This is a genomic window from Pseudomonas sp. P39-UII1 (assembly GCF_039672635.1).
GTDB lineage: Bacteria > Pseudomonadota > Gammaproteobacteria > Pseudomonadales > Pseudomonadaceae > Aquipseudomonas.
Genome location: NZ_JBDFPP010000007.1, coordinates 162879 through 187916 on the forward strand (window position 1 = coordinate 162879; position 25038 = coordinate 187916).

21 protein-coding genes and 1 tRNA gene are annotated in these 25038 nt (G+C 62.8%); 13 read left to right on the top strand and 9 right to left on the bottom strand.

Annotation, left to right across the window (positions count from 1 at the left end; genetic code table 11):
* Positions 1 to 1066: 1066 nt before the first annotated feature.
* Together tusA and pdxB are read left to right on the top strand one after the other, a co-directional pair.
* Positions 1067 to 1309: a sulfurtransferase TusA gene (tusA, locus tag ABEH27_RS12200; protein WP_346613821.1), complete on the top strand. Its 243-nt coding sequence runs from the start codon at positions 1067 to 1069 to the stop codon at positions 1307 to 1309.
* Between the two features lie 60 nt (positions 1310 to 1369).
* A complete protein-coding gene (pdxB, locus tag ABEH27_RS12205; protein ID WP_346613822.1) occupies positions 1370 to 2512 on the top strand; it encodes a 4-phosphoerythronate dehydrogenase PdxB in 1143 nt (380 codons plus the stop codon).
* 49 nt (positions 2513 to 2561) lie between these two features.
* Here the strand turns inward: pdxB and ABEH27_RS12210 are convergent, their stop codons facing one another.
* Positions 2562 to 2735 carry a PA1571 family protein gene (locus ABEH27_RS12210; RefSeq protein WP_346613823.1) on the bottom strand — a complete coding sequence of 58 codons (174 nt, stop codon included), beginning with the start codon at positions 2733 to 2735 and terminating at the stop codon, positions 2562 to 2564.
* A gap of 202 nt (positions 2736 to 2937) precedes the next feature.
* Between ABEH27_RS12210 and ABEH27_RS12215 the strand changes: the two genes are divergently transcribed.
* Both ABEH27_RS12215 and ABEH27_RS12220 read left to right on the top strand, forming a co-directional pair.
* The gene (locus ABEH27_RS12215) at positions 2938 to 4701 is read left to right on the top strand and encodes an ABC transporter transmembrane domain-containing protein (RefSeq protein ID WP_346613824.1); all 1764 of its coding nucleotides are present in this window, start codon (positions 2938 to 2940) and stop codon (positions 4699 to 4701) included.
* A gap of 190 nt (positions 4702 to 4891) precedes the next feature.
* Entirely contained in the window at positions 4892 to 6508 is a 1617-nt protein-coding gene (locus ABEH27_RS12220) for a methyl-accepting chemotaxis protein (protein WP_346613825.1), read from the top strand.
* Between the two features lie 53 nt (positions 6509 to 6561).
* Here the strand turns inward: ABEH27_RS12220 and ABEH27_RS12225 are convergent.
* Positions 6562 to 6638: transfer RNA gene (locus tag ABEH27_RS12225), tRNA-Pro, on the bottom strand.
* An 82-nt stretch (positions 6639 to 6720) separates the two neighbouring features.
* Positions 6721 to 6942, bottom strand: coding sequence for a YgdI/YgdR family lipoprotein (locus ABEH27_RS12230; RefSeq protein WP_027596642.1), 222 nt, complete (start codon positions 6940 to 6942; stop codon positions 6721 to 6723).
* Positions 6943 to 7116: 174 nt separating this feature from the next.
* On the opposite strand from ABEH27_RS12230, the gene moaB reads away from it, so the two are divergent.
* Together moaB and glp are read left to right on the top strand one after the other, a co-directional pair.
* A complete protein-coding gene (moaB, locus tag ABEH27_RS12235) occupies positions 7117 to 7656 on the top strand; it encodes a molybdenum cofactor biosynthesis protein B (RefSeq protein ID WP_346613826.1) in 540 nt (179 codons plus the stop codon).
* 22 nt (positions 7657 to 7678) lie between these two features.
* Complete coding sequence (gene glp / locus ABEH27_RS12240) at positions 7679 to 8866, top strand: gephyrin-like molybdotransferase Glp (protein WP_346613827.1); 1188 nt, start codon at positions 7679 to 7681, stop codon at positions 8864 to 8866.
* On the opposite strand, the gene ABEH27_RS12245 is transcribed toward glp, so the two are convergent.
* A complete protein-coding gene (locus ABEH27_RS12245) occupies positions 8855 to 10102 on the bottom strand; it encodes a glycosyltransferase family 4 protein (RefSeq protein ID WP_346613828.1) in 1248 nt (415 codons plus the stop codon). The genes glp and ABEH27_RS12245 overlap by 12 nt on opposite strands.
* Positions 10103 to 10491: 389 nt before the next feature.
* Here ABEH27_RS12245 and yegS point away from each other — a divergent pair, with 389 nt between their 5' ends.
* Positions 10492 to 11376, top strand: coding sequence for a lipid kinase YegS (yegS, locus tag ABEH27_RS12250; RefSeq protein WP_346613829.1), 885 nt, complete (start codon positions 10492 to 10494; stop codon positions 11374 to 11376).
* Here the strand turns inward: yegS and ABEH27_RS12255 are convergent.
* The 3 genes from ABEH27_RS12255 to ABEH27_RS12265 all read right to left on the bottom strand — a co-directional run bounded on the left by ABEH27_RS12255 (position 11357) and on the right by ABEH27_RS12265 (position 13788).
* The gene (locus ABEH27_RS12255; RefSeq protein ID WP_346613830.1) at positions 11357 to 12016 is read right to left on the bottom strand and encodes a response regulator transcription factor; all 660 of its coding nucleotides are present in this window, start codon (positions 12014 to 12016) and stop codon (positions 11357 to 11359) included. The genes yegS and ABEH27_RS12255 overlap by 20 nt on opposite strands.
* Positions 12013 to 12903, bottom strand: a complete 891-nt coding sequence (locus ABEH27_RS12260) for a histidine kinase (RefSeq protein ID WP_346613831.1) — start codon at positions 12901 to 12903, stop codon at positions 12013 to 12015. The genes ABEH27_RS12255 and ABEH27_RS12260 overlap by 4 nt, the downstream gene beginning before the upstream one ends.
* Positions 12904 to 13278: 375 nt before the next feature.
* Entirely contained in the window at positions 13279 to 13788 is a 510-nt protein-coding gene (locus tag ABEH27_RS12265; protein ID WP_346613832.1) for a histidine kinase, read from the bottom strand.
* A 348-nt stretch (positions 13789 to 14136) separates the two neighbouring features.
* Between ABEH27_RS12265 and ABEH27_RS12270 the strand changes: the two genes are divergently transcribed.
* Both ABEH27_RS12270 and ABEH27_RS12275 read left to right on the top strand, forming a co-directional pair.
* Positions 14137 to 15072, top strand: coding sequence for a chemotaxis protein CheV (locus ABEH27_RS12270; protein ID WP_346613833.1), 936 nt, complete (start codon positions 14137 to 14139; stop codon positions 15070 to 15072).
* 55 nt (positions 15073 to 15127) lie between these two features.
* The gene (locus ABEH27_RS12275; RefSeq protein WP_346613834.1) at positions 15128 to 15931 is read left to right on the top strand and encodes an MOSC domain-containing protein; all 804 of its coding nucleotides are present in this window, start codon (positions 15128 to 15130) and stop codon (positions 15929 to 15931) included.
* Positions 15932 to 15985: 54 nt separating this feature from the next.
* On the opposite strand, the gene ABEH27_RS12280 is transcribed toward ABEH27_RS12275, so the two are convergent.
* On the bottom strand, positions 15986 to 17914 hold the full coding sequence (locus ABEH27_RS12280) for a transglycosylase SLT domain-containing protein (protein ID WP_346613835.1): 1929 nt from the start codon (positions 17912 to 17914) through the stop codon (positions 15986 to 15988).
* Between the two features lie 221 nt (positions 17915 to 18135).
* Here ABEH27_RS12280 and ABEH27_RS12285 point away from each other — a divergent pair, with 221 nt between their 5' ends.
* Positions 18136 to 20064 carry an ATP-binding cassette domain-containing protein gene (locus ABEH27_RS12285; protein WP_346613836.1) on the top strand — a complete coding sequence of 643 codons (1929 nt, stop codon included), beginning with the start codon at positions 18136 to 18138 and terminating at the stop codon, positions 20062 to 20064.
* Between the two features lie 115 nt (positions 20065 to 20179).
* Here ABEH27_RS12285 and ABEH27_RS12290 read toward each other — a convergent pair whose 3' ends face one another.
* A complete protein-coding gene (locus tag ABEH27_RS12290) occupies positions 20180 to 20620 on the bottom strand; it encodes a universal stress protein (RefSeq protein ID WP_346613837.1) in 441 nt (146 codons plus the stop codon).
* A 109-nt stretch (positions 20621 to 20729) separates the two neighbouring features.
* Between ABEH27_RS12290 and ABEH27_RS12295 the strand changes: the two genes are divergently transcribed.
* The 3 genes from ABEH27_RS12295 (at position 20730) to fadA (ending at position 25008) form a co-directional block, all read left to right on the top strand.
* Entirely contained in the window at positions 20730 to 21167 is a 438-nt protein-coding gene (locus tag ABEH27_RS12295; RefSeq protein ID WP_346613838.1) for a hypothetical protein, read from the top strand.
* A 486-nt stretch (positions 21168 to 21653) separates the two neighbouring features.
* The gene (gene fadB / locus ABEH27_RS12300) at positions 21654 to 23801 is read left to right on the top strand and encodes a fatty acid oxidation complex subunit alpha FadB (protein WP_346613839.1); all 2148 of its coding nucleotides are present in this window, start codon (positions 21654 to 21656) and stop codon (positions 23799 to 23801) included.
* A 31-nt stretch (positions 23802 to 23832) separates the two neighbouring features.
* Positions 23833 to 25008 carry an acetyl-CoA C-acyltransferase FadA gene (fadA, locus tag ABEH27_RS12305; RefSeq protein WP_346613840.1) on the top strand — a complete coding sequence of 392 codons (1176 nt, stop codon included), beginning with the start codon at positions 23833 to 23835 and terminating at the stop codon, positions 25006 to 25008.
* The last annotated feature ends 30 nt before the right edge of the window (positions 25009 to 25038 follow it).

The window sequence follows — 25038 nt, forward strand, 5'->3', positions numbered from 1 at the left end:
TTTTTAAAAGCCCGAAAGCATCACGAGACGGTTCTGATGTGTTTGAGATCCATTGGCTGTGGCGACGCTCACCCACCTTTCCGCCCTTAGGGCGGGTCACTTTTTGGCAAACGCCCCAAAAAGTAACCAAAAAAGGCTGCGGTATGACTCACCCACATGGGTTACAAATCAGTTCACGCACATAGGTAACAGTCTTTAACTGGCTTTGGCTTTGGCTTTGGCTTTGGCTTTGGCTTTTAAGCGCGCAATGGTCCAGACGACACAGATTGCGACTTCAGGAGGCCGAGCGGAGGTCTTGCGGAGGGAGGTGACGGACAGGATGCCCGGCAAGCGCTTCGGCCCATGGATGGGCCGTGGGCGCGGTCCTCCCGGGAGCAAGGCCGGAGCGAGGGAACCCCGGAGCGCAGCGTAGGGGCCGGATGATGGGAGCGGGCGGTTTTGGTTACTTTGGCCAAGACCAAAGTAACCCGCCGTAAGGGCGGAAAGGTGACCCAGCGCCGCCATCGCAAATGGATATGCTCGCAAAGCCAAAAGCCAAAAGCCAAAAGCCAAAAGCTCATGCGGTGGTTCTGATGACGGGGAGCAGATCCATTGGCTGTGGCGACGCTCACTCACCTTTCCGCCCTTACGGCGGGTCACTTTTTGGCAAACGCCCCAAAAAGTAACCAAAAAAGGCTGGCTCCTATCATACGGCCCCTACGCTGCGCTTCGGGGTTCCCTCGCTCCGGCCTTGCTCCCGGGAGGACCGCGCCCACGGCCCATCCATGGGCCGAAGCGCTTGCCGGGCATCCTGCCCGTCACCTCCCTCCGCAAGACCTCCGCTCGGCCTCCTGAAGTCGCAATCGGTGGTGACTGAGCTAGCGCGCGCTTAGAAGCAAAGCAGAGCAAAAGCAGAGCAAAAGCAAAGCAGAGCAGAGCAAAAGCAAAGCAGAGATAAAGCAAAGCAAGGCAAAGAGCAGCAGAGCAAAAGCACAGCAGGGCGCTTCGCACTCACGCGGGAGGGCAGGTGGGTATTGGTCCGCGCTGCGCTATGCGCCACAATAGGCGATCATTTGCGGAGCCCCCCATGACTGATTTCACCCCCGACGCCATCCTCGATGCCACCGGCCTGAACTGCCCGGAACCAGTGATGATGCTGCACACCCACGTGCGCAACCTCGCCGCCGGCGGCCTGCTCAAGGTTATCGCCACCGACCCCTCCACCCGCCGCGACATCCCCAAGTTCTGCAACTTCCTCGGCCACGAACTCCTCCAGCAGCAGGAAGAGTCCGGCACCTACCTGTACTGGATTCGCAAGAAAGCCGACTGATCCGCGCTGGATCGCACCCCGCGTAGCACCTACACTGCGTTCCCCAGACAGGAGAGCGCCATGCTGATAGTTGCCGACGAGAATATCCCGCTGCTCGATGCCTTCTTCGAAGGCTTCGGCGAGATCCGCCGTTACCCCGGCAGGAGCCTCGACGCCGCCAGCGTCAAAGAGGCCGATGTGCTGCTGGTGCGCTCGGTGACCAAAGTCGACCGGCACCTGCTCGAAGGCAGCAAGGTGCGCTTCGTCGGCACCTGCACCATCGGCACCGATCACCTGGACCTCGACTATTTCGCCCAAGCGGGCATCCACTGGAGCAGCGCACCAGGCTGCAACGCCCGCGGCGTGGTCGATTACGTGCTGGGCAGCTTGCTGACCCTGGCCGACCTGGACGGCGTGGCGCTGGCCCAACGCACCTATGGCGTGGTAGGCGCCGGTGAAGTCGGCGGGCGGCTGGTGCGTGTGCTGCATGGCCTCGGCTGGAAGGTGCTGGTCTGCGACCCCCTGCGCCAGGCCGCCGAAGGCGGTGACTTCGTCAGCCTCGAACGCATCCTCGAACAGTGCGATGTGATCAGCCTGCACACCCCATTGCAGCGTGCCGGCGAGCACCCCACCTGGCACCTGCTGGGCCAGGCGCAACTGGCGCAGCTGCGCCCCGGCGCGTGGCTGATCAACGCCAGCCGCGGGCCGGTGGTGGATAACCGAGCGCTGCGCGAACTGCTGCTGGACCGCGAAGACGTGCACGCGGTGCTTGATGTGTGGGAAGGCGAACCGCAGGTCGACTTGCAGCTGGCTGACTTGTGCACTCTGGCTACCCCGCACATCGCCGGTTACAGCCTGGACGGCCGCCAGCGCGGTACGGCGCAGATCTACCAGGCGCTGTGTCGCTTCCTCGGCGAGGCCGAGCGTGTGCAGTTGCAGGACCTGCTGCCCAAGCCGCCGTTGGCGCAGATCGAGCTGGATGCCAACGCCGACCTGAACTGGGCCTTGGCCACCTTGTGCCGCGCGGTGTACGACCCACGTCGCGACGATGCCGATTTCCGTCGTAGCCTCAGTGACGATGCCGCCGAGCAGCGCGCGGCATTCGACCAGCTGCGCAAGCACTACCCGGCGCGGCGAGAGGTCGAGGGGTTGCGTGTACGCTTGCGCGGCGAGGCGCCGCAGTTGGCGCAGATGGTCAGTGCACTGGGGGGTGTGGTGGTCTGACAGGCCAATAAAAACCCGGCGCCAGCGCCGGGTTGCAGCAATTCTTCTTTCAGCCCTTGGGCACTTTCCTGACCCGGCTGTCCTCAAGGTCTTTGCAGGCCCGCTGGATCATCTGCTCGGTAATCGGGACTTCATGGCCTTGGGCATCGATAATCGAACCGCAGGGCTTGGATTGCGGATTGTTCTGGGGCTTTTGGGTGTCACTGCCGTGTTGCAGGGGCATATACAGTCTCCTCATCAGGTCCAGTTTCAAGGTAAACCTGCGCCGTGACCGGCCCGTGACAAGGGCTCTTGGGTGCCACGACCTCTACAGTCCAACAGAATCGCAGGCAAACCTCCAGAGGCGTTTTAGAACGTTGAGCTATAGCCACCACCAGGGCTGATGAGTGCTAGGCTGCAGGCTCATTGTTGCTGTGGTCTTCGTCATGCCCGAACCGGTTTCCTCTCGACAGCGTCGCGCCTTGTCCCTCTGCTGGCAGTTCCTGCGCCCTTACCGTCGCCAGGCAGGCCTGGCGTTGCTGGCGCTGGTGGCGACAGCGGCTATCACCTTGTCCATGGGGCAGGGCATTCGCCTGTTGGTGGACCAGGGGTTCATGACGCGCTCGGCGCACCAGCTGAACCAGACCATCGGGCTGTTCCTGATGTTGGTGTTGGCGTTGGCCATCGGAACGTTCAGCCGTTTCTACCTGGTTTCATGGATCGGCGAACGGTGTGTGGCCGACATTCGCCGCGCCGTGTTCGATCACCTGATCGGGCTGCATCCGGGGTTCTTCGAAGACAACCGCAGCTCGGAAATACAATCCCGGCTGACCGCCGACACCACATTGCTGCAAGCGGTGATCGGCTCGTCGCTGTCGATGTTCTTGCGCAATGCCCTGATGGTCATCGGTGGCGTGGTACTGCTGTTCATCACCAACCCCAAGCTCACCAGCATCGTCGTGGTGGCGTTGCCGCTGGTGCTCGCGCCAATCCTGCTGTTTGGCCGGCGCGTGCGCAGCCTGTCGCGGCAAAGCCAGGACCGGGTGGCGGATGTGGGCAGCTACGTGGCAGAGACGCTGGGGCAGATCAAGACGGTGCAGGCGTATAACCACCAGGCGCTGGACCGCCAGCTGTTTGCCGGCACGGTCGAGGCGGCGTTCAGCGTGGCACGCCAGCGCATCGCCCAGCGGGCGTGGCTGATCACCCTGGTGATCGTGCTGGTGCTGGGTGCAGTGGGGGTCATGCTGTGGGTGGGTGGCATGGACGTGATTGCCGGGCGTATTTCCGCCGGTGAATTGGCCGCCTTCGTGTTCTACAGCCTTATCGTCGGCAGCGCTTTCGGTACCCTCAGCGAAGTGATCGGGGAGCTGCAGCGTGCGGCGGGCGCGGCTGAGCGCATCGCCGAGCTGCTGGCGGCGCGCAGCAGTATTCTTGAGCCCGAGCAGGCAGTGGCCCTTGATCGACAGCACGCCAGCGGCTGCATAGAACTGCAACAGGTGGAGTTTGCCTACCCTTCACGGCCATCGGTTGCCGCGATCGACAACCTCAGCCTGGTCATCGAGCCAGGCCAGACCGTAGCGCTGGTGGGGCCATCGGGGGCGGGCAAGTCGACCTTGTTCGACTTGCTGCTGCGCTTCTACGACCCTCAACGCGGGCGCATCCTTCTTGATGGGCAGCCAATCACCAGCCTTGAATTGGCCCAGTTGCGCAGCCAGTTCGCCCTGGTTGCGCAGAACCCATCGCTGTTCAGGGGTACGGTGGAGGCCAATATTCGCTACGGCCGCCCCGAGGCCAGTTTTGCAGAGGTCGAGGCGGCAGCACGGGGCGCACACGCCGACGCCTTTATCCGGCAATTACCGCAGGGTTATCAGACGCCGCTGGGCGAGGGCGGTACCGGCCTGTCGGGCGGGCAGCGCCAACGCCTGGCAATTGCCCGGGCGTTGTTGGTGGATGCTCCCATCCTGTTGCTCGACGAGGCGACCAGTGCCCTCGATGCCCAGAGCGAACACCTGATTCAGCAGGCGCTGCCAACCCTGATGGCCGGCCGCACCACGCTGGTCATCGCCCACCGCCTCGCGACCGTGCAGCATGCCGACCGCATCGCGGTGATCGACAAGGGGCAGCTGGTGGCGGTCGGTACCCATCGCCAGCTGATCGAAACAAGCCCGTTGTATGCCCGCCTGGCCTCGCTGCAGTTCACCACATCCTGATGCAACTTGCGTTTGTAACATTTCTGTAGCAATGGCTTGAGACTATCCCCGCATCTGTTGTGTAAGTGCTCGAATTGGCTGCTATCGCCCGATGGCAGCTTTTTTTTGGCCTGCGAACGAGGACAAGGATGTCTGTCGCGGCGCTGCCAACGGCGCGCTGTTTCCTACTTCCTTGTTCCCGAGATCCGCGATGTTGCGTAAATCCCTCCGAGTGCAAATTCTCACCCTGCTTGGCGGCAGCGTTGCAGCGATGCTGCTGATCGCCCTGGTGTGTTTCCAGTTCCTGACGTCCAGCGTGCGCGGTTACGCCGAGCTGGTCGAAGGGCCGCTGCAGGCTTCGCAATCGATCGACGAAGCCAACCTGCAGTTCAAGATCCAGGTGCAGGAATGGAAGAACGTGCTGCTGCGCGGCCGCCAACCGGCCGAGTTGGACAAGTATTGGCAGCAGTTTCAGGCTCGCGAACAACAGGTTCAGCAGTTGCTTGGGCAACTGATCGACAGCAGTGATGACAAGCTCAAGGCACCCTTGCAACAGTTGCGCGACAGTCACCGGCAGTTGGGCGTGGCCTACGCGCAAGGGCGCCAGGCGTTTCTGGCTGCCGGTGCTGACCCGGTTGCCGGCGACCTGGCGGTCAAAGGTGTCGACCGTGCCGCCAGTGAGCAGATGAGCGCGCTGGTCGAGCAACTGCGCGCCGCTGCCCGAGAACGCGCCGCCAGCATCAATGCCAGTGCCGAGCGCACGGTATGGCTGGGTGTGGTGGTGATGCTGGCCTCGGCGCTGCTGGTAGGCTTGCTGAGCCTGTGGCGGGTCAATCGTAACCTGATCGAACCCATCACCCAGCTGACCGAATACGTTGCGCAACTGAGCCAGGGCCGCTTCGGCGCCCGCGTCGACGGCCGTCGTGAAGATGAACTGGGCCGCCTGGCCCGCGCGGCCAATACCCTGCGTGATTTCCTGGCCGAAACCGTTGGCCGCCTCAAGGACAACGCCCAGGAACTTGAAGGCGCCAGTGGCCAGCTGCGCACGATTGCCGGCGACATGGCACGGGGCACCCAGGACCAGTTCCAGCGTACCGACCAGGTGGCCACGGCCATGCACGAGATGTCCGCCACTGCCCAGGAGGTTGCCCGCCACGCTGCCGAGGCCGCGCGTGCCGCAGATGATGCCGACCACAGTGCCCAGGCTGGTGAGCAGGTCATGCAGCAGACCATCGACATCATTGGTGTGGTCAACCGCGAGATTGCCGGTACCGCCGCAGTGATCCGCCACCTTGAAAATGACAGCTCGCGCATCGGCAAGGTGCTGGAAGTGATCCGGGGGATTGCTGAACAGACCAATCTGCTGGCGCTCAACGCGGCCATTGAAGCGGCCCGTGCGGGCGAGGCCGGGCGTGGCTTTGCAGTGGTCGCCGACGAGGTGCGCAGTTTGGCCCAGCGTACCGCCGCGTCGATTGCCGAAATCCACCAGATCATCGAGGCGGTGCAGTCGGGTGCGGTAGAGGCGGTCAAGGCTATTGAAAGCGGCCAGCAGCGCAGCGAGGAGGGCGCCGAGCAGGTGCAGCAGGCCGGGCAGATGCTGCAGCGCATCACCACGGCGGTGGAAGCGATCCGCGACATGAACCGGCAAATCGCCACGGCGGCCGAAGAGCAGACCAGCGTGGCCGAAGATATTTCGCGCAACCTGATCGAGATCACCCGCATCGCCACAGCCAACCAGCAGGCGGTGCAGCACACCGAGCAGGCAGGGCAGCGCTTGCATGGTTTGTCGGGGCAGCTGGGCGAAGTGACGTCGCGGCTGACTGCATAGGCCAATCGCAGGCAACAAAAAGCCCGCACATGGCGGGCTTTTCGAGTGGGATTTGGTCGGAGAGACAGGATTCGAACCTGCGGCCTTCTCGTCCCGAACGAGACGCGCTACCTGGCTGCGCTACACTCCGATGAACGAAATCCTACTGCATCGCATTTTCGAGCGCAAGCCCTTGTTGTTAAACGGGCTTATGCTCAAAAGCCGGTGCCAGATCAGAGCTCTTTGACGGTGCGGATCTGGTCTTTGTTCAGGCGCGTACGCTTGCCATCGAGTTGCTCGAATTCGTAGAAACCGGAGTCCTCGTCGAAGGATGGCGTGTCCACTGCCTGGATCTCACGGCCGTCGTTCAGGGTGATCACGGTCGGCGAAGCACAGCCGGCGAGAGCGCCCAGGCCGAGGGCGAGCAGGAAGGCAGGAAGGGTCCGTTGAATCATCGTGTTTCTCCAGTGCAATGGTGCTAGATGACTTTATGACGCAGGGTGTCTGCGCAAGTTCCTTACAAGTGCAGCATAGCGCCAATGGCGAGGTATTGACCTGGGTCTGTCGAGGGTGCCGCAGGGGCGGCTGTGATATAAATGCGGCCACCCCTTCTCCTGCGATGGACACTCATGAAAGCCAAGGCAGATACCCCCTTCGTGGCGCTGAACATTGCCGTGCTGACGGTCAGCGACACCCGCACATTCGACACCGATACCTCCGGCCAGATGTTCGTTGACCGCCTGACTGCAGCGGGCCACCAGCTGGCTGCCCGTGTGCTGCTCAAGGACGATTTGTACAAGATTCGCGCGCAGGTCGCCACCTGGATCGCCGACGACAGCGTGCAGGTCGTGCTGATTACTGGAGGCACCGGCTTCACCGGCCGTGACAGTACCCCAGAAGCCGTTGTCTGCCTGCTGGACAAGCAGGTAGACGGCTTCGGCGAGCTGTTCCGGCAGATCTCGGTCCCGGATATCGGCACCTCCACGGTCCAGTCGCGCGCCCTTGCCGGCCTCGCCAACGGTACGCTGGTGTGCTGCCTGCCTGGGTCCACCAATGCCGTACGCACCGGCTGGGACGGTATCCTTGCCGAACAGCTCGATGCCCGCCATCGCCCGTGCAATTTCGTTGCGCAGCTGAAGCAGGCAGTGGCCTGCGAAAGCCGTGGCTGAGGCGCCGCAGGCGCGGCCATTGATGCCGGTGGAAGAAGCCCTGGCACAGCTGTTGGCGCTGGCTGAAGCGGCGCCGATCAAAGACATTGAAACCGTGCCGTTGGCCGAGGCCGAGGGCCGTGTGCTGGCGACCGACCTGGTGGCGTCGCTCGACCTGCCGCCCTGGCCGAACAGCGCCATGGACGGCTATGCGTTGCGTCTGGCTGATCACCAGGGCGAACCGCTGCCGGTCAGCCAGCGCATCTTCGCAGGGCACGCACCCGAGCCCCTGCAGCCCGGTACTTGCGCGCGGATCTTCACCGGTGCGCCGTTGCCGGCAGGTGCAGACTGCGTCGAGATGCAGGAAAACACAGAAGTGTTGGCCGATGGCCGGGTACGCTTTCTCGAGCAGCTGAGGCTCGATCAGAATGTTCGCCCCCAAGGCCAGGAAACCCGTAAGGGGGAACAGGTCATGGTGGCAGGCACACGCCTGGGGCCGATCGAGCTGGGCCTGGCTGCGACCCTGGGCCATGCGCAGCTGCACGTGGTGCGGCGGGTGCGGGTGGCGGTGTTGTCCACCGGCGACGAACTGGTCGAACCGGGGCTGCCGCTGGGCCCCGGGCAGATCTACAACAGCAACCGGCGCCTGCTGGCCAGCTGGTTGCAGCGCCTGGGCTGTGAGGTGCGCGACATGGGCATCCTCCCCGATGACCTGGTGCGTACCCGCGAGTGCCTGGCCGGCCTGGGTGATGTCGACCTGATCCTGTCTACAGGCGGGGTTTCCGTAGGTGAAGCCGACTACCTTGGCGCGGCATTGCGCGAAGCCGGTGAGCTGGCCTTGTGGAAGCTGGCGATCAAGCCAGGCAAGCCGTTGACCTTTGGGCACTATCACGGGGTGCCGGTGATCGGCCTGCCAGGCAACCCGGCCTCGACCTTGGTCACTTTCGGCCTGTTGACCCGCCCGTACTTGTTGCGACGCCAGGGTGTGGCAGACGTCACGCCGCTGCGTTTCGATGTGCCTGCCGGGTTCGATTGGCCCAAGGCCGGTACCCGCCGCGAGTACCTGCGCGCGCGCATCGACAACGGCCGCGTGCGCATCTACAAGAACCAGAGCTCCGGCGTGCTGCGCAGCGCTGCGTGGGCCGAGGGCCTGGTGGAGGTGCGCGAAGGCAGCACGCCGCAGCAGGGTGACAGCGTGCCGTTCATACCGCTGAGCGAACTACTTGGTTGAACGCCCCAGCCAGGCGCCGCCGGGCTGTGTGGCGTCGGCCGGCACCGCCTGGGTCAGGCGCATGTGCACGTTCTCCAGTTGCTGGGCCGCCACGCTCCAGTCGTGGCGCTGCCGGGCGAACTGGCGGCCGGCTTCGCTCAGCTGGCACATGCGCCAGGGCTGGTTGAGCAGTTGGGTGATCAGCAGCGCCAATTGGCCGCCGTCGTCGCTGCCCAGGTAATGCTCGCCGTTGTTCACGGCCAGCCCGGACACGCCCTTGCCGGTGGTGATGACCGGCAAACCGGCGGCCATGGCTTCGAGGATCTTCACCTTGGAGCCACCGGCGTAACGCAAGGGGGCAAAGAACAGCGCCGAGCGCCGCTGCAGTTCGCGCAGGTCGGGGCGATAGCCGAGCCATTCGATGCGCGGGTCGTTCCAATGAAGCTTCCAGCTCGCCGGCATGGCATGCCCGGCGATGGCCAGGCGCACTGCCGGGTTGCTCATCCACACTTGCGGCAGGATTTCTTCCAGCGCCCACTCGATGGCTTCCAGGTTGGCACCGTACTCGAAGTTGCCAACGAACAGCAGGCGTTGGCTGTGCATGGCCGGTTTCACGTCCTGGAAGTAATCGCAATCCACACCGTTGACCACCACGTTCACCGGGCGGCCGCTGATCTGGCTGATCAGGTCGGCGTCATGCGCGCTTACCGCCACCACCTCGTTGGGCTGGCTCAACACACGTTGTTCCCACCGACGATAGCGCCAGCGGTCGAACGCGTTCAGCGGCCGCAACCATAGCGGCAGGCGGTCGTGGCAGGCGGCACCCATCACCGACTCCAGGGTATGCTCGCTGAGCATGTAGGGCAGGCCCCGGGCTTGCAGGGCTTTCTCGAAGGGCTGGAAACCATAGCTGTGTTCGATCTGGATGACGTCCCAGGGTTCGTCCAGCAGTTGTTCGAAACGATGCCGCAGGCACGGCGCCAGGCCGTTGATGATTGCGCGCATGGGGTAATCGATGATCGGCGAGGCCAGCAGGTTCAGCGGGCTGTGCAGCGCGCGGCGGGGCAGCACGATCAGGCGCTCGACCAGTGGCTCCAGCGCTTCGCGGGTGGCATCGTTCAGCGGGATCTTTGACTGCACCAGCAAGGTGATCCGGTGGCCGTGCTGCGCAAGGGCGCGCAACAGGTGGTATTGCCGGGTCTTGCTGCCGCTGGTGGTGGGCCAGGGCAGGTAGGGCAGTGTCCAGAGTATGCGCATGAGCCGGAATCCTCGCCAAAAACCGCAGACAACAAACGCGCCCGCTGGTAGCTAGCCATGTGCTGCTGCCGGGACACGCCCTTTCTTTTGAGTAAAGCTCACCTTGTCTCGTTCGCCGGGGTCCGTTGCAGCCGTAGTGCCAGCGCTCAACGACAAAAAAACGCTGACGCAAAGTCAAAAAACTGGCGACACTCAAAAGTTTAAAGAGGAAAAGCCAATTACTTGTCGATGATGCGCCCGAGCAGCAAAGCTTTCAATGCCGTTCGGATTATTCTGGCGTTTTGCTCAGGCAGGTCGCTCGCCCAGACGTTTTATTACCTGAGCCATGCAGCATTCCTGCACTGACTGTGGTCGAGATTTGCAATGATCGATCCCCAGGGAGAAGCGCGATGCGCAAGGCGATAGTGATCCTGCATGGCAAGCAGGCGATGAACGAAGAGGTACGCAAAGCCGTGCTCGCCCAGCGCGAGCGGGGCTGGACCGTGGATGTGCGGGTTACCTGGGAGGCGGGTGATGCGCAGCGGCTGGTCGCCGAGGCGCTGGCGGCCGGTTATACGCATGTGGTCGCCGGGGGCGGCGATGGCACCTTGCGGGACGTGGCCGAAGCCATGGGGCATGCTCGCACCGAGGCCAGCCTGGCATTGCTGCCGCTGGGCACCGCCAACGATTTTGCCAAGGCGGCGGGCGTTTCACTGGAGCCGGCCGAGGCGTTGGCCCTGCTGGACCAGCCGGCTCGGCCGATCGACCTGGGGCGGGTTGGCGACCAGCTGTTCCTGAACATGGCCACCGGTGGCTTTGGCAGCCAGGTCACCGCCAACACCTCCGAGGACTTGAAGAAGGTATTGGGTGCCGCGGCCTACCTGTTTACCGGGCTGTCACGCTTCAGCGAGCTGCAGGCCGCATCGGTGGAGCTGACGGGCCCAGGCTTTCACTGGCAAGGCGACTTGCTGGCGCTGGGTATCGGCAACGGTCGTCAGGCCGGTGGCGGGCAGGTGTTGTGTGGGGAGGCGGTGGTGGATGACGGCTTGCTTGACGTCGCCATATTGCCGGCGCCGCAGGAAGTGGTAGGGGCGCTGCGTGATCTGCTGGCGGGGGAGGGGTTGTTCGTCCGCGCGCGCTTGCCCTGGGTTGAAATCAAAAGCTCCCAAGGCCTGGATATCAACCTGGATGGCGAGCCTTTGCAGGGTGACAGTCTGCGTTTCGAATCCCTACCCGCCGCGCTGCGCCTGCATTTGCCGCCCGATTCAGCGCTGCTCAGTCGTCCAGGCGAATGATTTTCTCGCGCACGGCAAACAGTACCAGGCCTGCAACGTCATGGATCTGCAGGCGCTTCATGATTTGTGAGCGATGGGTTTCAACGGTTTTGATCGACAGGCCCAGGCCAGTGGCAATCTCACGGGTGGATTTGCCGCGCACGATCAGTCGCAGGATTTCCAGCTGCCGAGCAGTCAGGTTGTGGCGGTCTACATTGGGCTGCTTGCCGTGCTGCGCCCGCATCAGCGCCTGGTTGATCACGGTGTGGGCGATGGCCGGGCTCAGGTAGCGCTCACCGCTGCGCAAGGCGGCCAGGGCCTGCTCCAGTTCGGTGGCGGTGGCGTCCTTGAGCAGGTAACCATGGGCACCGCTTTCCAGGGCCCGCATGATCAGGTCAGGGTCGGTGTGCATGGACAGGATCAGCACCTTGCAGGTGTTGCCGGTGGAGCGCAGCTGGGTGAGGGCGTCCAGGCCGCTGGTCGAGCGCATGGAAATATCCAGCAGGACCATATCGGGCGCCAGCTGCTGAGCCTGTTCGAGCAACTGGTCGCCATCTTCGGCTTCGCCCACCACGGTGTAGCCGGGAATGTCGGATACCAGGGCGCGAACGCCGGCTCGGATCAGCGAGTGGTCATCTACCAGCAACAGTCTGCAAGTCATGGGGAAACAGGGGTCCTGGCGCGTTCATGGGTGCGCGGCGGCCACGGGAACAAGACCTCGATCCGCGTGCCCAGGCCGAGCTGGCTGGTGATTTCCAGGCTGCCTTGCAGAGCAGTGGCGCGTTCCTGCATGCCGGCCATGCCGCGTTGGCCGGCTTCGGCCGGATTGGCGGCAGGCATGAAGCCCTGCCCGTCGTCCTGAATCGACAGGGCCAGGCCGACGGGGCTGCGCTGCAGGCGGATGGTCAGGTTACGCGCTTGCGCATGGCGCAGGATGTTGGTGACGGCTTCTTGCGTGATGCGAAAGGCCGCCATGGCCACGGCTTCGGAAATACCCCCCAGCCGTTGATGGCACTCCAGGCTCCAATGCACGTCGGTGTTCTCCAGCGTACGCACCAGGTGCGCACGCAGGCTGGCCTCCAGGCCAAGGCTCGCCAGTTGCCGTGGGTTGAGAATGGCAGACACATCGCGCACCTTGCCCAAAGTGTCTTCAAGCGTGCCGCGCAAAGTGCCGCAGTGTGCCTGCAGGTCGCTCGGTAGCCGCCGTTGCAACCAGCCCACCTGCATCGTGGCGGCAGTGAGCAGTTGGCCAATGTCGTCATGCAGCTCTCGGCTAAGGTGTTGACGCTCGCTTTCCTGAACCTTGAGCATGCGATCGGCCAACTCCGCCGGGTGAAGGTTGATTGACTTGGCGTCATGGCTCAACTGCCAGCCAACCCCGAGCATCGCCGCCAGTTGCAGCAGCAACAGGCTGGCCGGCATCGCCTGCCCGCCGATGAACAAGCAAAGATTGCCAGCCAGGGATGCCACGCACAGCAATGCAGTCGCCCAGCGCAGCAAGCTGGCGCGTGAACGGCAACGCAGAGGGATCTTCAAGCGTGGGAGCATAAATGGGAAGCCACTGAAGTCTTGCTGATGGGGGCCTTGAACATGTCTTGCCAAAGGCTTTGGCGTGGTGTTTTCAACAATCTCCGAGCGTGCGTCGAGGCGATCCATATACCGGTGGCCGATGATTGTTAGTGCGCATGTTAACACTTCAAGATGCGTCGGTCGCGGCTGGGTAATGCTTTGAAACCTAGGGATTTCCGGGCCGATCACGGCGGTTCTATGCCTGCGCTAAATAGCTAATTGCTATCATTGGTTCCGGTCTTGAGACATACCCCGTTCAACTTGCGCGCTGGCAGGCAAGTGCTCGCACCTCAAACTTAACAAGTTCATCCATTTCGGATTGCATGACGCGGTTAGTTGCAGGTTGCTATCCCTCTAGTGCGCCCGGCTTGCTCTGTAGGCTGTGCCCTGGGCGGCGGGTGCAGGGGGGTGAACGCATTCGTCGCCACTGTGCTGACAAGGCGCACACGTTTGCGGCAGTGGCTGGCCCAGCGCGCTTGCCAACTCGGTCAGCAACGCTACTTGCTCCGTCGCATCGAGGGCCAGGCGCCCGGTTTGCAGGTCCAGCAGCTCGACTTGCCAGGCCAACAGGGTGAGGCAGGCCCCCAGGGCGGGCAAGGCTTCATTGGGCAGGTGCTGGTGCTGGCAGGCTGGGGCCAGCAGTTGCTGCAGGGCAGTGGTGTAGTGCGCGACTTCGACCAGCCCCAGGCCGCTGGCACGCCGGGCAAGGGTATCGAGGGTATTGCTCAGGCAGAGGCAGGCGTCGGCGTCATTGGTGATCAGTTGCAGGTGCTGCAGGCATTCCTGAGACTGGGTCAGCAAGACCTGCGCATCCAGCAGAAACTCCTGCAGCGCGCTGCTGTTGGCGGCTGTGCTGTCCATCATGAGGCTCCGGCGTGCACGGCGGGAGCGGGGGATGGCAAAGCCATGTCGGTCGCTAGCAAAAGCCTGACTCCATTCATGCAGTGAGAATGGCGTCACATTAATGGCTAAAGGATATCGCGCAAATCAGGTTACACCCGATTGCTTCTAGGGGTTTCCCTGATGGCGGCCTAGGGTGCGACAGGGTGCCCAAGCACTGGATCCAAGCTGGGATGTCCGCAGTAAAGCATGATGGTAATGTGATATCAATTGCCTGCGCGGCATTTTCATACATGGGTCAAGCTGCGCTGCAAACCGCCGATACAGGGTGGATGATTTCACATTTTTCGACTCAAGCCTGGGGGCTTTCCAATGGCCGGCATTCTCGACACGGTAGACCAACGTACGCAACTGGTAGGTGAGAACCGCCTGGAAATCCTGATGTTTCGCCTGGCTGGCCGCCAGCTGTTCGCGATCAACGTGTTCAAGGTGCAGGAAGTGCTGCAACTGCCCAAGCTGACCTTGATGCCGCAGCGTCACCCGTTCGTCTGTGGCGTGGTCAACTTGCGCGGGCAAACCCTGCCGGTGATCGACCTGTCCCAGGCGATCGGCATGCGCCCGCTGACGCCTGGGCCAGACAGCACGATCATCGTCACCGAGTACAACCGTTCGGTGCAGGCATTTCTGGTGGGCGGGGTTGATCGCATCGTCAACATGAACTGGGAAGCCATCCTGCCACCGCCCTCCAGTGCCGGCCGCCAGCATTACCTGACCGCCATCACCAAGGTGGACGAGCAACTGGTGGAAGTGATCGACGTGGAAAAGGTGTTGGCCGAGATCGTGCCGTACAACGCCAAGGTGTCCAACGACAAGCTTGCCGACCCGGTACTGGCGCGTGCCCGTGGCCGGGAGGTGCTACTGGTGGACGACTCCAGCGTGGCCTTGGCGCAGTTGCGTGACACCCTGTCGCAATTGGGGGTGAAACTGCATGTGGCCAGCGATGGCCTGAAGGCGCTGCGCATGCTCAAGGGTTGGGCCGATGCCGGCGAAGATGTGTGCGAGAAGCTGCTGATGGTATTTACCGATGCAGAAATGCCTGAAATGGATGGTTACCGGCTGACCACGGAAATCCGCAGCGATGCGCGCCTGCGCAAGCTTTACGTGGTGCTGCACACGTCGTTGTCGGGCAGCTTCAATGAGTCGATGGTCAAGAAAGTCGGCTGTGACAATTTCCTCTCCAAGTTCCAACCTGATCGCCTGGTCGATGTGGTCAAGCAGCGCCTGCTGTTGAACACAACCGCTGCGTGATCCCAGCGCCTGCCGGGTATAAGCTGGGCTTTTGCATGGCACGAGGCAGGCAGGGATGTTTCTGAGTGAGTTGTATCGGTACCCGGTGAAGTCGGGGCAGGCGCAATGCCTGCAGGCTTCGGCGGTGGATCATCTGGGGCTGCGGGGTGATCGACGCTGGATGGTGGTCGAGGAAGGCAACGGCCGCTTCCTTACCCAGCGCGCCTGGCCGCAGCTCAGCCAGTTGAAGGCGCGCGATGATGAGGCCGGGGCGCTGCTGCTGGAGGCGCCGGGGCAAGCCGTGTTGAGGGTGGCGCTGCCTGGCGCTGATGAGGGCTTGCGCGGTGTGACCCTCTGGCGTGACACATTCCGTGTGCCGGATGCCGGCGACGAGGCGGCAGCCTGGTTGTCGCAGATGCTCGGCAAGCCGGTGCGTCTGGTCTACTGCCCGGAGCAGCGGGCGCGTTACCTGCCCAGTGGTTATGGTTTGATCAGTGACCGGGCGGCGTTCCCCGATGGGTTCCCGTTGCTGCTGATTGGCCAGGGCTCGCTGGATGAGCTGAACAGGCGCATAGGCCGCCCCATGGAGATGCTGCGTTTTCGCCCCAACCTGGTGGTGCAGGGTGCAGCGCCTTTTGCCGAGGATGGCTGGAAGCGGATTCGTATCGGCACGTTGCAGTTTCGTGTGCTCAAGCCCAGCGTACGGTGCATCTTCACCACGCTTGACCCGGCGACCGGGCAGCGCAGCCCGGACCGTGAACCACTGACCACGTTAAGGACCTTCCGCGAAAAGGAGGGGGATATCCTGTTCGGGCAAAACCTGGCGGTGGAGGGCACTGGCCGGGTTGAAGTGGGGATGGAAGTCGAAGTGCTGGAGTAGCGTTTACCAGCCAATGCTCTTCGCGGGTTTGCCCCGCGAAGAGCATTGGCGGTTTCACATGTCGTCGAAATACCGCTCGTGCCAATCCACCAACGGCTGAGGTGAGTTGAGCTTCTGCCCGTAGATCACCGAATACGACAGCACGTTCTGTACGTACTGGCGGGTTTCGTCGAACGGGATCGATTCCACCCACACATCGAAGCTCAGGTGCTTGGCGCCCTTGAGCCACTGGCGTACGCGCCCGGGGCCGGCGTTGTACGCCGCCGAGGCCAGTACGCGGTTGCCGTTGAACTGGCTGTGCACCTGGCTCAGGTAGGCGGCACCGAGCTGGATGTTCTTGTCTGGGTTGAACACCTGCTGTGGCGATGCCAACGGAATGCTGAACTTGCGCGCGGTTTCCTTGGCCGTGGCCGGCATCAACTGCATCAGGCCGCTGGCGCCGACGCTGGAGCGTGCATCTTCCATGAACGCGCTTTCCTGACGCGTGATGGCGAACACCCAGCTCGAATGCAGCCCACGTACCTTGGCCTCGCGTACCAGGGTGTCGCGGTGGGCCATCGGGAAGCGGATGTCCAGGTCATCCCAGTACTGGGCCTGGCTGATGGTGCGGATGGCCGGGAAGTACCAGCGCAAGTCGTAGGCCAGGCGCGCCTGGGCAACCATTTCATCGCGGTTGAAGTGGCGGCTGACGTGGTACCACTCGCGGCGCCCTTCGACGATCTGGCCGCGGGCGTGGAATTCCAGCGCACGCTGGACGCCCGGGGTGTTGCGCACCTTGTTGACCAGTTGCGGGCTCAGCACCAGCGGCCGGTTGTTCAGCTGATAAGGCGTTTGCGCACGGTCGGCAGCGATGAAGCCATAGAAATCACGCTCCCGCGCCACGGTCTTGTACAGCAGGGGTATTTGCGGGTTGTTCGGCTGTGCCAGCTCCAGGCTGCGCGCCTGCCAGTACTTCCAGCGGTTGCTGCTGGCCAGGTCTTGCGGCAAGCGTTTGGTCAGCTCGTAGGCATCTTCCCAGCGGCCCAGGCGTAGCAGCAGGCGCATGCGCCATTCACTGACGGTGTTGTCGCGCAGCTCCGGGTCGTAGCGGGTCATCAGGTCGAGGGCGCGCGGGTCGTAGCGACGCGCCAGGGTCAGGCCGATTTCGCGGGCGATGGCGACTTTCTCATCGCGGGAGAAGTGCATGCGCTGCGCGTAGTCGTCGAGCAGCGCCATGGCACGCTCCGGGTCCTGGCGGGCCAGGCGGCGCAGGCCGAGGCTGACCACGTCGGACATGGCTTCGTTGACCGGGGAGAAACGCGATGGCTGGTTGAGCAGCTCAGGCTTTTGCGCCACATCCACCAGCAGTCGGCCTTGCGGGGCAAGGGTGGTCAGGGAATTGACCAGGTTGTTGGCCAGGGCATAGTTGCGTGCCTGGGCTGCCAGCTTGGCGCGGTTCCAGCGTTTGGCCTCGGTGAGCTGGCCTTCGGCGGCCCACATGGCAAACAGGGTGTCGCAGGCGGCCGGTTGCGACTTGCCCACGTTCCACAGTTTCTCGGCGCTGGCATAGCCTTCGGCACGCTGGCCGTGGCTCAGCTGGTACTGGCCATTGAGGCAGTCCAGCTCGGTGAAGTTGAGCTTGGGGTCATAGTACTTGACGAAGGTGTTCCACTCGCCGCGCTCGGCCAGCCAGCGCAACCAGCGCAGTTTCATCCAGTTGGCCTGGGGCAGGTCGCCGTGCTTGGCCAGGAAGGCTTCGATTTCCTCGTTGCTGGCGCTTTTCAGGCGCGCGGTGAGTTCGTCGTAGGCCAGGTAAGGCGTCAGCGGGTAGTCGCGCAAGGCCTGGGAGTAGCGCAGGTAGGGGCCTTTGTCGCCTTTGGCCAGCGCACGCTTGGCCTCGTCGTAGTATTGGCGTTGCTGAGAAAGGTCGATGGCCTGCGCCGCGCTGGCGGTGGCGGCGGTAAGCAGCAGGCAGGAGGCAATCTGTAACAGGCGGCTGCGCATGATACGTCCGGGCAGTTGAACCATGGGAAAGTGACGGCGAAGCCAGCACTGTTGGGAGCAATTGCCTTAGCTTAGCCGTTTGCCGGCAGCGGGTGAAAGCACTGTGCTTGTATCAAGGCGTTAAGTTCGACCGGATGTCGTAATGCCCGGGCGTTGCGGCCAACTTAATGCCGGAACGAGCCAACTCAGGTAGAATGCGCGCCCGCTTTCTGGAGACAAACATGACCCTGCTCAAATTCAGCGATGTGTCCCTCGCATTCGGCGCGATGCCGCTGCTGGACAAAGTGTCCTGGCAGATCGCTCGTGGCGAGCGGGTGTGCATCATCGGCCGTAACGGCACCGGCAAATCGAGCATGCTGCGCCTGGTCAAGGGCGAGCAGAAGGGCGACGACGGTGATATCTGGCGCGCCCCTGGCCTGAAAATCGGCGAACTGCCGCAGGAGCTGCCGGTCGCCGACGAGCGCACGGTGTTCGACGTGGTTGCCGCGGGCCTGGATGGCGTTGGCGAGTTGCTGGCGCAATTCCACCACCTCAGCCAGAACATCCAGGGCGACGACGACCTGGACAAGCTCATGCACGTTCAGCACGAGCTCGAAGCCCGTGACGGCTGGCGCCTGCAGCAGGTGGTGGAAAGCACCCTGAGCCGCCTGCAACTGCCGGCCGACAAGACCCTGGCCGAGCTGTCCGGTGGCTGGCGCCGCCGTGTGCTGCTGGCCCAGGCACTGGTGTCGGAGCCCGATCTGCTGCTGCTCGACGAGCCCACCAACCACCTGGACATCGGTGCCATTGCGTGGCTCGAAGAGGCCCTGCGCGGCTTCAACGGCGCCGTGCTGTTCATCACCCACGACCGTTCTTTCCTGCAGAACCTGGCCACCCGCATCCTCGAACTGGACCGCGGTGGGCTGATCGACTGGAACGGCGACTACGCCAGCTTCCTGGTGCACAAAGAGGCCGCGCTGGCTGCCGAAGAAACCGCCAACGCGCTGTTCGACAAGCGCCTGGCGCAGGAAGAAGTGTGGATTCGCCAGGGCATCAAGGCCCGCCGCACCCGTAACGAAGGGCGTGTGCGTGCGCTAAAGGCGCTGCGCGTGGAGCGCGGGGAGCGCCGTGAGCGCCAGGGCAAGGCCAACATCCAGATCGAAGCGGCAGACAAGTCCGGCAAGCAGGTCATGGTGCTGGAGAACGTCAGCTTCCGTCACCCTGAAGGGCCGATGCTGGTCAAGGACTTCTCCATGGTCCTGCAGCGCCAGGACCGTATTGGCCTGCTGGGTGCCAACGGCACCGGCAAGACCACGTTGCTCAAGCTGATGCTCGGGGACCTCGAGCCTACCTCGGGCAAGGTCGAGCGTGGCACCAAGCTGGAAGTGGCCTACTTCGACCAGATGCGCCACCAGCTCGATCTGGAAAAGACCGTGATCGACAACCTGGCCGAAGGCCGCGATTTCATCGAGATCGACGGCCAGAACCGTCACGTGCTCAGCTACCTCGGCGATTTCCTGTTCAGCCCGCAGCGTGCCCGCACGCCGGTCAAGGCGCTGTCGGGTGGCGAGCGTGCGCGCCTGTTGCTGGCCAAGCTGTTCAGCAAACCGGCCAACCTGCTGGTACTGGACGAACCGACCAACGACCTCGACGTCGAGACCCTCGAGCTGCTGGAAGAAGTGCTGTCCAACTACAAGGGCACCGTGCTGATGGTCAGCCACGACCGGGCCTTCCTCGACAACGTCGTCACCAGCACCCTGGTGTTCGAAGGCGAGGGCAAGGTACGCGAGTATGTCGGTGGCTATGAGGACTGGATTCGCCAGGGCGGTTCGCCGCGCCTGTTGGGCGTGACCGAGAGCAAGGGCGGCAAGTCCGAGCTCAACACCGCAGTTGTCCAGAAGCAGGAGGTGCAAGCCGAACCTGCGCCAGTGGCAGCGGTGGCCGATGCCTCGAAGAAAAAGCTCAGCTACAAGCTGCAACGCGAGCTGGAGATGCTGCCAGGGCAGATCGACGCGGTCGAACAGCGCATGGCGGTGGCGCAGGAAGAGGTCAACGCACCGGGCTTCTATCAGCGGCCTATCGAGGAAACCTCGGCGGTGCTGGCCAAGCTCGAGCAGATGCAGGGTGAGCTGGATACCCTGGTAGAGCGCTGGGCTGAGCTGGAAGGCTGATCAGTCCTGCCCTCATCGCCGGCAAGCCGGCTCCCACAGGCTGCCACTGTTCTCAAGAGCAGTGCCAACCCCTGTGGGAGCCGGCTTGCCGGCGATGAGGCCGGGCCTGGCTACATCATTCTTTCTTCTGCAGCCGCACCGCCAGCACATCGCACGGCGCGCCATGCAGCACGTCATTGGCCGTTGAGCCCAGCAGCAATGCCAGCCCGTGCCGGCCATGGCTGCCGACCACGATCAGGTCGCACTTCTGGTCCTTGGCCAGTTGGTGGATTTCCTGACGCGGCTGGCCGTAGGTCAGGTGCGAGTCGCCACGGTTGATCTCAGGGTACTTGTTGAACAGGCGGTCCATGCGCTCCTTGGCCTGGTCGAACTGCTGCTGTTGCAGCTGCGACAGGTCCATTGGCACGTCACCGCCGAAGGCCATGGCCATGGGTTCGACGATATGCACCAGCGAGACCTTGGCGCCTGTAGGCTCGGCGAGCTTCATGGCACGTTTGATCACCGGGTCGCACTCTTCGGTAAGGTCGACGGCGACCAGAAGATGTTCGTAGGGCATGAGCTGTACTCCTGACAATCGCGATAGTAGAAGTATGGTCGCTTTCGAGCGGGTCTTCCGTGAAACCGAGTAACCCGCTCATTTGCAACGCTTTATGGGATCTACAGATATGACGGTATTGCTGGTGGTGTCAATCCTGGCGGTGATTCTCAGCCCGTTTGCCTGGCTGCGCCAGTCGCGCAAACAGGGTGAGCAGATGAGCTTGCGCCTGGAGGCGCGGCGCATGGGGTTGGCCATGCAGCTGGCGCCGCAGCAGTGGCCACACTGGTTGGAGCATGAGCCGCCGAGCCCGTGCCCGCAGTATCACCGCGGGCGCCGGCGGGGGCGGGAGGACAGCTGGTGCTACTGGCAGGTCAGCCCGGGCGTGTGGTGGAACCAGTGGCGTGAAGCGTGCGAGGAGCCGCGCCTGAACGAGGTGTTCGCGCGGCTGCCGGCCACCGTCTACAAGGTCGAAGCCGACACGCGCATGATTGCTCTGTACTGGAGTGAGCGTGGCGATAAATCTGTGTTGCAGGATATTGCCCACGCCTTCGAAGCCCTCGCTTAACCCCCAACTACGACAAAGCGGCAACCTGGCAGCACCCCATGAAGGGCGGTGCCAGGTTGCCGCTTTGTCGTTTCTGCTGCGCAGAAAAGGCCAGGCAGGCCGGGAATTTCTTCAAGCCAGTCGCAGTGTAGCCAGCCTGCGGCGCGGTGCATGAAAAAAATGCAGCGCCCCGCGATATTTGTGGTCAATCGCTGACATGAATGATCGGCGATCACGCTCATCATGCTATGCACCCGGACGATACAAAATGACCGGAAAGTCGCGTTTTAACCCCGCTTGCGAGCATTTGACAACGCCGACCTTTTCGGAGAATGTGTGCATACCCAAATCAAACGGGCGTATGAATTGAGCGTTTGTATGTCACATCGCTCATTCAAGCTCCCGACTAGCGCGCTGACGGGTGTGCCTGGGCAAGAGCAGCGAATGGCTGCTTTCCACCAGCGATCGGCGTGTACAGTTCAGCTTCCATATCGTGGAGATCAGTTGATGATTTACGAAGGTAAAGCCATCACGGTTAAGGCTCTTGAAAGCGGCATCGTCGAACTGAAGTTCGACCTCAAGGGTGAGTCCGTCAACAAGTTCAATCGCCTGACCCTGGACGAGCTGCGCCAGGCCGTCGACGCCATCAAGGCCGACGCCTCGGTGAAGGGTGTGATCGTCAGCAGTGGCAAGGACGTATTCATCGTCGGCGCCGACATCACCGAATTCGTCGACAATTTCAAGCTGCCCGAGGCCGAGCTGGTTGCCGGCAACCTGGAAGCCAACCGCATCTTCAACGCGTTCGAAGACCTCGAATTGCCGACCGTTGCCGCGATCAACGGCATCGCCCTGGGCGGTGGTCTGGAAATGTGCCTGGCCGCTGACTACCGCGTCATGTCCAGCACCGCGAAAATCGGCCTGCCAGAAGTCAAGCTGGGTATCTACCCAGGCTTCGGCGGTACCGTGCGCCTGCCGCGCCTGATTGGCTCGGACAACGCCATCGAGTGGATTGCCGCTGGCAAGGAAAACCGTGCCGAAGACGCCCTCAAGGTCGGTGCCGTCGACGCCGTCGTGGCCCCTGAGCTGTTGCAGGACGGCGCCCTGGACCTGATCAAGCGCGCCATCAGCGGCGAGCTCGACTACAAGGCCAAGCGCCAGCCCAAGCTGGAAAAACTCAAGCTCAATGCCATCGAGCAGATGATGGCCTTCGAGACCGCCAAGGGCTTCGTTGCAGGCCAGGCCGGCCCGAACTATCCGGCCCCGGTCGAAGCCATCAAGAGCATCCAGAAGGCCGCCAATTTCGGCCGTGACAAGGCACTGGAAGTCGAGGCCGCAGGCTTTGCCAAGCTGGCCAAGACTTCGGTTGCCGAAAGCCTGATCGGCCTGTTCCTGAATGATCAGGAGCTCAAGCGCAAGGCCAAGGCCCACGACGAAATCGCTCGCGACGTGAAGCAGGCTGCCGTGCTCGGCGCCGGCATCATGGGCGGCGGTATCGCCTACCAGTCGGCGGTCAAGGGCACGCCGATCCTGATGAAGGACATTCGTGAAGATGCCATTCAGCTTGGCCTTAACGAGGCCTCCAAGCTGCTGGGCAATCGTGTCGAAAAAGGCCGCCTGACGCCGGCAAAGATGGCCGAAGCGCTCAACGCCATTCGCCCGACCCTGTCCTACGGTGATTTCGGCAACGTCGACATCGTCGTCGAGGCTGTGGTCGAGAACCCGAAGGTCAAGCAAGCCGTGCTGGCGGAAGTGGAAGGCCAGGTGAAAGAGGATGCGATCCTTGCCTCCAACACGTCGACCATCTCCATCAACCTGCTGGCAAAAGCGCTCAAACGCCCGGAAAACTTCGTTGGCATGCACTTCTTCAACCCGGTGCACATGATGCCGCTGGTGGAAGTCATCCGTGGCGAGAAGTCCAGTGAAGTGGCGGTCGCCACCACCGTGGCTTACGCCAAGAAAATGGGCAAGAACCCGATCGTCGTCAACGACTGCCCGGGCTTTTTGGTCAACCGCGTGCTGTTCCCGTACTTCGGTGGTTTCGCCAAGCTGGTCAGTGCCGGTGTCGACTTCGTGCGCATCGACAAGGTCATGGAAAAATTCGGCTGGCCGATGGGCCCGGCCTACCTGATGGACGTGGTCGGCATCGACACCGGCCACCATGGCCGTGACGTGATGGCTGACGGCTTCCCGGACCGTATGAAGGACGAGCGCCGCTCGGCTGTCGACGCGTTGTACGAGGCCAATCGCCTGGGCCAGAAGAACGGCAAGGGCTTCTACGCCTACGAGACCGACAAGCGTGGCAAGCCCAAGAAAGTCTTCGACGCCACCGTGCTCGACGTGCTCAAGCCGATCGTCTTCGAGCAGCGTGAAGTCACCGACGAAGACATCATCAACTGGATGATGGTGCCGCTGTGCCTGGAGACCGTGCGCTGCCTGGAAGATGGCATCGTTGAAACCGCTGCCGAAGCGGACATGGGCCTGGTCTACGGCATTGGTTTCCCTCCGTTCCGCGGTGGTGCGCTGCGTTACATCGATTCGATCGGTGTGGCTGAATTTGTCGCCCTGGCCGACCAGTACGCTGACCTGGGGCCGCTGTACCACCCGACCGCGAAGCTGCGCGAAATGGCCAAGAACGGCCAGCGCTTCTTCAACTGAGCGGCCAACGAGTTAGAGCGAGAATATTGATATGAGCCTGAATCCAAGAGACGTGGTGATTGTCGACTTCGGTCGCACGCCGATGGGCCGCTCCAAGGGTGGCATGCACCGCAACACCCGTGCCGAAGACATGTCGGCGCACCTGATCAGCAAGCTGCTCGAGCGCAACGGCAAGGTCGACCCGAAAGAGGTCGAGGACGTGATCTGGGGCTGCGTCAACCAGACCCTGGAGCAGGGCTGGAACATCGCCCGCATGGCCTCGCTGATGACCCAGATCCCGCACACCTCCGCCGCGCAAACCGTCAGCCGCCTGTGCGGTTCGTCGATGAGCGCGCTGCACACTGCCGCCCAGGCCATCATGACCGGCAACGGCGATGTGTTCGTGGTCGGTGGTGTCGAGCACATGGGCCACGTCAGCATGATGCATGGCGTCGACCCCAACCCGCACATGTCGTTGCACGCTGCCAAGGCTTCCGGGATGATGGGCCTGACTGCCGAGATGCTCGGCAAAATGCATGGCATCACCCGCGAACAGCAAGACCTGTTTGGCGTGCGTTCGCACCAGCTGGCCCACAAGGCCACGGTCGAAGGCAAGTTCAAGGATGAGATCATCCCGATGCAGGGTTACGACGAGAACGGCTTCCTGAAAGTCTTCGACTTCGACGAAACCATTCGCCCGGAAACCACCCTTGAAGGCCTGGCATCGCTCAAGCCGGCATTCAACCCAAAGGGTGGTACCGTGACTGCCGGTACTTCGTCGCAGATTACCGACGGCGCCTCGTGCATGATCGTCATGTCCGGCCAGCGCGCAATGGACCTCGGCATCCAGCCGCTGGCTGTGATCCGTTCCATGGCAGTGGCCGGCGTTGACCCGGCAATCATGGGCTACGGGCCGGTGCCGGCAACCCAGAAAGCGCTCAAGCGCGCAGGTTTGACCATGGCCGACATCGACTTCATCGAGCTCAACGAAGCCTTTGCCGCACAGGCCCTGCCAGTGCTCAAAGATTTGAAAGTGCTCGACAAGATGGATGAGAAGGTTAACCTGCACGGCGGCGCCATTGCTCTGGGCCACCCGTTCGGTTGCTCCGGTGCACGGATTTCCGGCACCCTGCTCAACGTCATGAAGCAGAATGGCGGTAACTTGGGTGTCGCCACCATGTGTGTCGGCCTTGGCCAGGGCATCACCACGGTCTTCGAACGCGTCTGATCGCGTTGTAAGGCAGCAGCCGGGGCCCTG